This window comes from Winogradskyella rapida, from assembly GCF_042675845.1.
Taxonomy (GTDB): domain Bacteria; phylum Bacteroidota; class Bacteroidia; order Flavobacteriales; family Flavobacteriaceae; genus Winogradskyella; species Winogradskyella rapida.
Window position 1 is genome coordinate 987,505 of the sequence record NZ_JBHTKM010000063.1, and the last position, 365, is coordinate 987,869.

Annotated in this window: 1 protein-coding gene; it reads right to left on the minus strand. The window is 38.6% G+C overall.

What is annotated here, in order from left to right; genetic code table 11:
• Nucleotides 1-365, minus strand: a 365-nt coding sequence (locus ACFQ13_RS11655) for a DUF7507 domain-containing protein (RefSeq protein WP_449361595.1), incomplete at both ends; no start/stop codon positions are given.

Here is a 365-nt window from a genome sequence, read left to right on the forward strand (position 1 = left end):
CCCTAAGTTTGCATAACCATCATTATTTTCATCATTAAAAACTCCCGTTTTTATCACTGCGATACCTGTTTCTAATGGCAGTATTAAATCGGTAATATCATCTTCTAAAACGGTATCATCATCTGAAAGGTCTTCTAGCGTTGAACCATCTATTGAACTTGTTCCAGTTACCACAGCTTGATTACTTACGATGCCTGCATCAATATCTGATTGCGTAATTGTATAGTTGGCTGAGTACAACCAAATCTCATCGACATCTAGGATGTTATCATTATTGTCGTCTCCTGAGGCTAAAGTGAGTTCTCCTCCTAACATGGTATCTGTAAGAACAACATCTGTTATCGTGGCTTGCCCTTCGTTGGTCA